General features: G+C 60.4%; 4 protein-coding genes and 1 pseudogene. 2 read left to right on the top strand and 3 right to left on the bottom strand.

What is annotated here, in order from left to right:
- The first annotated feature begins 365 nt into the window (after positions 1-365).
- Positions 366-1,655 (top strand): sigma-54 interaction domain-containing protein, encoded by a 1,290-nt coding sequence (locus ACGLHR_RS50445; protein WP_400103478.1) that lies wholly within the window; start codon positions 366-368, stop codon positions 1,653-1,655.
- Between the two features lie 63 nt (positions 1,656-1,718).
- On the opposite strand, the gene ACGLHR_RS50440 is transcribed toward ACGLHR_RS50445, so the two are convergent.
- The gene (locus ACGLHR_RS50440) at positions 1,719-1,889 is read right to left on the bottom strand and encodes a hypothetical protein (RefSeq protein ID WP_400103476.1); all 171 of its coding nucleotides are present in this window, start codon (positions 1,887-1,889) and stop codon (positions 1,719-1,721) included.
- Positions 1,890-2,319: 430 nt separating this feature from the next.
- Between ACGLHR_RS50440 and ACGLHR_RS50435 the strand changes: the two genes are divergently transcribed.
- The gene (locus tag ACGLHR_RS50435) at positions 2,320-2,847 is read left to right on the top strand and encodes a copper resistance protein CopQ (protein WP_400103474.1); all 528 of its coding nucleotides are present in this window, start codon (positions 2,320-2,322) and stop codon (positions 2,845-2,847) included.
- A gap of 453 nt (positions 2,848-3,300) precedes the next feature.
- Here ACGLHR_RS50435 and ACGLHR_RS50430 read toward each other — a convergent pair.
- Positions 3,301-3,532, bottom strand: a pseudogene (locus tag ACGLHR_RS50430) (OsmC family protein); the annotation flags it as partial.
- 750 nt (positions 3,533-4,282) lie between these two features.
- Positions 4,283-5,398: an alkene reductase gene (locus ACGLHR_RS50425; RefSeq protein WP_400103472.1), complete on the bottom strand. Its 1,116-nt coding sequence runs from the start codon at positions 5,396-5,398 to the stop codon at positions 4,283-4,285.
- Between the last annotated feature and the right edge of the window lie 217 nt (positions 5,399-5,615).

The following is a 5,615-nucleotide window of genomic DNA, read 5'->3' as shown; positions in this document are numbered from 1 at the left end:
CATGACCAGCCTCTGGGAAAGATGGTCCTGCCGCGAGAAGCCCCAGCGGGGCTGCCCCGGGTTATTGAGAACTTACATCACAGTTAGGTAACTATTTGATTTGTAGCAATATTTCTCTTCCATCGGGTTGCGTCACAGCCCTTGGAACGGCCGTCTGGGGTCGAGGGCTGCCATTTCTGGCAGTCAGGTGGCAGGGATGGCAGTTGTGGCAGCGTCGACGTATAGTGAGGTCTCCTGGAGCCGCCGCCGTGAAATCCCCTAAGCCGTCCATACCCATCACGCCCCTCGTAAAGACCTCGGCCGGGTCGCCTCAAGCGCTGGATGTCGACGCCCTCGTGTCGTATCTGGAGCACGACGCTCAACCCATGATCGTGCTCGATCCCGAGTACCGCATCCTCGCTGCCAATACCGCTTATCAACGTCAGTTCGGCGTCGCCAGCCAGCCTCATGTGGGCCGCAAGTGCTATCAGGTCTCGCATCACTACGACGTACCTTGCGACCAGGCGGGCGAGCACTGTCCAATGAAGCGGGCCTTTGAGCTGCGCGGCCCCGACCGCGTGCTCCACATTCATCACACACCTCGCGGGCCTGAGCATGTCGATGTCGAGTTGCGGCCGATATTCAATGCGCAGCGGGAGGTGGTGGCTTACGTCGAGCGGCTCTCTACGGTGCGCGGCGCGTCCGCCAAGCCGAGCGCGGAAGGTCTGGTCGGGCGCTCGACGGCGTTCAACGCGGCAATCTCGGCGTTGCATCGCGTCGCGCCTTCAACGCTGCCGGTCCTGCTGCTCGGAGAATCTGGAACCGGCAAGGAACTGTTCGCGCACGCCCTGCATGAGGCGAGCGAGCGCGCGCAACGCCCTTTTGTCGTCGTCGACTGCTCCGGCATCACGGAGGCCTTGTTCGAGAGCGAACTGTTTGGCTACGAAAAGGGTGCATTCACGGGCGCAGCGGCGCGCAAGCCCGGTCTGGTCGAGACCGCGCAGGGCGGGACGCTGTTTCTCGACGAAATCGGCGATGTACCGCTGTCGATGCAGGTCAAGCTGCTACGCCTGATCGAATCTGGCACGTTCCGCCGGGTTGGCGGCATCGAGACCTTACGCGCCGATTTCCGACTGGTGGCGGCGACGCACAAACCCTTGCGGGAAATGATCGACGACGGCCGATTCCGCCAGGACCTCTACTACCGCATCAGCGCATTTCCGATTCACTTGCCGGCGGTGCGCGAGCGGGCGGACGACATCGCGCTGCTCGTCGACTCGATACTGCAGCGTATTGGTAGCGCGCAAGGCGTGGCAGGCATTGCTGCAGGCCGCAAGTTCAGTGTCGCACCGGACGCTCTCGAGAGACTCCATACCTATTCCTGGCCGGGCAATATCCGGGAACTGCGCAACATGCTCGACCGGGCGTGCCTGCTGGCCGATGACGGGGTGATCCGGATCGAACATTTGCCGGGTGACATGATGGCGGGAGCGTCGGCGCATCTGGAGAGCGGCGCGTACTCGACCTCGCTTTCAGCGCGCGGCGAGCTCACTGATCGTGAGCTTGTACGGCTGGTGGAGGGATTTTCAGGGACACGCAGCGCGCTCGCTGCGTACCTCGGGATGAGCGAACGCACGCTATATCGTCGACTGAAGACGCTAAGGCGAGTGGGGTAGTTTTGATTTCGGTGCAATGTGTGCCAAAAACGTGAGCATCAGCTGACCGATGTTTGCGATGCTTTAGCGCCCACGGATGGCGATGATGAAAAGGCGGTCTGGAGTTAAAACGCAATGAATCGCTACCACTTTGGCCCCGGCTTCCTGCATCACATCGTGCCCGACCAACCAGCGCCAGTGGGTGGGGCGGCCGGCTCCAGGAGTGATGATATCGGCATACGCGATGATTGTCATGGTGGCGATAAGCGCAGAAGTCGTGACGCCAATGGAAAGGAGGATCGTTGCCCATGACCAGAACTTGGTTGTAATTTATTCAATAAAATCAATTATTTACAGTCGATATTGATCCGCTCAATTGGGCCGATAGGAATCTTTTTGCATGGGAATCACAAATTTATCCTTGCCTATCTATCTATAGGTAGATATTATTTGATCCATGGACAGGGACGCAGCGGCCAGAACAAGACGCAAAGCGAACCGGTCCACGCAATACCAAGTAGTTTCACAGTACCGGAGGCGGTCTTTTTTTAGCACTTCCCATCTATCTAGTAGTAGATAGTCAGGGTGAGCGCGAGGATAAGGGCTGCTTAATACGCAGCACAGACATCGGCCCGCGATCAGCTACCCAAACCAGGATCGCCCGGCCCATCGCAAGGAGAACATCATGAACGCCAAGACCATTCTGACCGCCGCCGCTATCGCCGCTGCTTTCGTAACGGGCGTTGCCCAGGCTACCCCGCAAAAGGCCGGCGAAGCGTACGGGTACACCTATCGCGTCAACGATCAGCGCAGCGCCTTTACAGATGGCGCTCGCACCACTAACCGTGACGTCTACACCGACGGCGCCCGGATCAGCAACCGTGATGGCTATACGGACGGCGCCCGCGCCAGCAATCGCGACGGCCTGACGGCAGGTATCAGCAACCGTGACGCCTACACCGACGGCGCCCGCATCAGCAACCGTGATGGCTATACGGACGGCGCCCGCATCAGCAATCGCGACGGCCTGACGGCGAGCATCGGCAACCGTAACGTCTACACGGACGGCGCCCGCATCAGCAATCGCGACGGCCTGACGGCGAGCATCGGCGACCGTAACGTCTACACGGACGGCGCCCGTATCAGCAATCGCGACGGCCTGACGGCGAGCATCGGCAACCGTGACGTGTACACCGACGGCGCGCTGGCCTGATATCGACTCCCGTCGCCACGGCCTGGCGATGATCGCATCGCAGACGGTGTGCAATACGAGCACCGTCTGCCTATCCACAGGCGAACCACCGTGGAAACGATATGGCGCGCGGCTGGCCGTCCGCATGGCAAGTGGGTCGGGCATCGCGCCGGTAGCGCAGTGGCACGCGCATCCGGCGTGAAGTCGACGAGCAAATGCTCGACCATGCCGCCAATTCTGCCTACATTCCTACTGTCGCATGCGTCAGGTCGTGTTCTTCCGTCACTTCCTCGGCGGCCATCAACGAGCGCGACGGCACGTCATGGCACCACTTTGCAAGTGTGACCCGGCCATTGCCCCGTGTGTTGGCGCCGCCAGCCGTCCGCTCCTGTATAAATGCCGGCTCAGTGATGAGCCGGGGTTGTGTATACGGATGTGGTGCCTGTCCGAAGTCAGCACACGATCAGAGCACGATCAGAGCACGATCAGCGAGACATTGATGTTGCCGCGCGTGGCATTCGAATAGGGGCAGAGCTGATGGGCCTTGTCGACCAGTGCCTGCGTGGCGGCCCGATCAAAGCCGGGGATGGAGATCTTCAGTTCCACGTCGATACCGAACCCTTGAGGCGGTGGGACCAATGGCAACAGCACCGTCGACGCGCGTAGCGGCCGGCAGCACGGCCTTCTGCTGACCTCTCACCGCTCGCTCCATCGTATTCCCGTGTGGATGCAACGGCGTTTGGCGCTCCGAGTGGGAATTCGCTCGAGACAAGGACGTTGCCGCCGGGGGCTACGGCCAAATCCAGAGGACTCACCTCGTCGTCGTCAATGAACTGAGTCGCTGTCAGCGACGGACCAGGGCCAAAGGCGAGGATGGTGTTTTGGCCTGCGCCGTCTGGGCCTATGCCGGAGGAAGAAAGAGTCGCCCGTCGGCAGCGAACCGAAAGCCGCGCGGAAACGGAGCGATGCCGGGAAGGAAGCACCCGAACCGGGTGGCCGTTCAGATCAGGGGAGAACGCCGCGATCGTCTTCTCCTATCGCAGACCGACATAGTAGCAGCCATCAGGTCCAACCACGCCGCCACCGGCATTCAGACCAGGAGTCGGCCGCTATCAAGAACGACTTTGCCTTCAGAATCGAGCGCCAGGATTCGGTCATCGCCACTATTCAGATACAGAAGCTTGCCGTCGGCGCTTGTGCACATGCCTCGGGGGTCAGCAATTCGGACGTCATTCGAAAACGCCCCTAGACATTGTCCATCCGCCGCGAACGCAAGCAGCGCGCCGAAGCCGTCGCCATTAGCGCCCGACGCGCTGGTCACGAGTAAGGGCAAGATCGTTCCCCTCTGCTAGCCCTCGGCATTCGGCGCGCCAGGTTTTTCGCACCGCCGCCGGATGCCGAGGAAGATGATGCTAAGTTCCTGAGTAGCCTGCATCGATACTCAGGAAGGCACAGGTCAGGCCGGGGCCACCGCGTCATAAGTGGGATAGTCGATGTAGCCTTGGGAGTCGCCGCCGTAGAACGTTGAACGGTCGTAGTGGGACAGCGGGACTCCATGGCGTAGGCGCAGAGGCAGATCGGGGTTTGAAATAAACAACCGGCCGAACGCCACGAGGTCCGCTCCTCCCTCCGCGACGATCCGCTCGGCGCTGTCGCCGGTAAAGCCGCCCGCGACCATAAGGGTCCCCTTGAACCAGCGGCGAATATCGCCAGACCAGACGGCGGCTTCGCCTGCGCCGATGTCGACGATACCCCTGACTCGTGGTTCGATCACATGCAGGTACGCAAGGTCATAAGCGTTCAGTTTCTCAGCAACGTACCGGAAGGTGCTGTGCGGATCACTGTCTGACATCGTGCCATATGTACCGCTGGGCGAAAGGCGTACAGCCACCTTACCCGGTCCCCATACGGAAACGACCGCATTGAGCGTGTCAAAGAGGAAACGCGCGCGGTTTTCGATAGGGCCGCCATAGGCGTCCGTTCGGTGATTAGTGCCGTCCAGCAGAAACTGTTCGAAGAGGTAACCGTTAGCGGCGTGCAGCTCGACGCCGTCGAAGCCAGCCTCCTTAGCCAGGATGGCGCTTCGGCGGAACTGCTCGACGATCGCTGGAATCTCATGCAACTCCAACGGCCTGGGAAGGACCAGTTCGGCCTCCGTGATGTTGCCATCCTCGTCCCGTATGGCAGCATGTTCGAGAGAGAGCAAAGCGGATGGGGCAACAGGTGTTTCGCCGCCCGTGTTAGCCGGGTGCGCTTGGCGACCCGCGTGCCAGATTTGCAAAAAGATGCGCGCACCTTTCGCGTGGACGGCGTCAACTACGCGTTTCCAGCCTTGGACGTGGGCCTCCGTATAAATGCCTGGTGCATCGACATAGGCGATGCCAAGGGGCGAGACGGCAGTCGCATCTGTGATAAGAAGCCCACCTTTTGTGGCCCGCTGCGTATAGTAGTCGACCATTAGATGACCAGGCACATTGTCGAGCTTAGTGCGCATACGGGTGAGTGGCGCGAGTACCACGCGATGTTCGACTTCGTAAGGTCCGACGGCTTTGCTGCTGAAAAGGTTCTTCATTGCTCCTGCTCCAGGAAATGAGTGACGGTGAAAACATAATCGTCGCAACTTCGATTGAGCAGAAGGGGCCGCAGGGCAATAACAGTCATTCCCGGGGGGAATGGGGTGGTATAGGTCCAATGCAGGGCACCGGGGACGGCACCCAATCCACCCAAGTTAAGCCTCCCTCAGCAAGCCTTATAGGCGGCATGTCGATGAGGCTTATGACGAGGCGGTC

The organism is Cupriavidus sp. CuC1 (assembly GCF_044627735.1).
In the GTDB taxonomy this organism is placed as follows: domain Bacteria; phylum Pseudomonadota; class Gammaproteobacteria; order Burkholderiales; family Burkholderiaceae; genus Cupriavidus; species Cupriavidus ulmosensis.
Note: the sequence above shows the minus strand (reverse complement) of the source record. Positions and strands in the feature narration are given on the sequence as shown.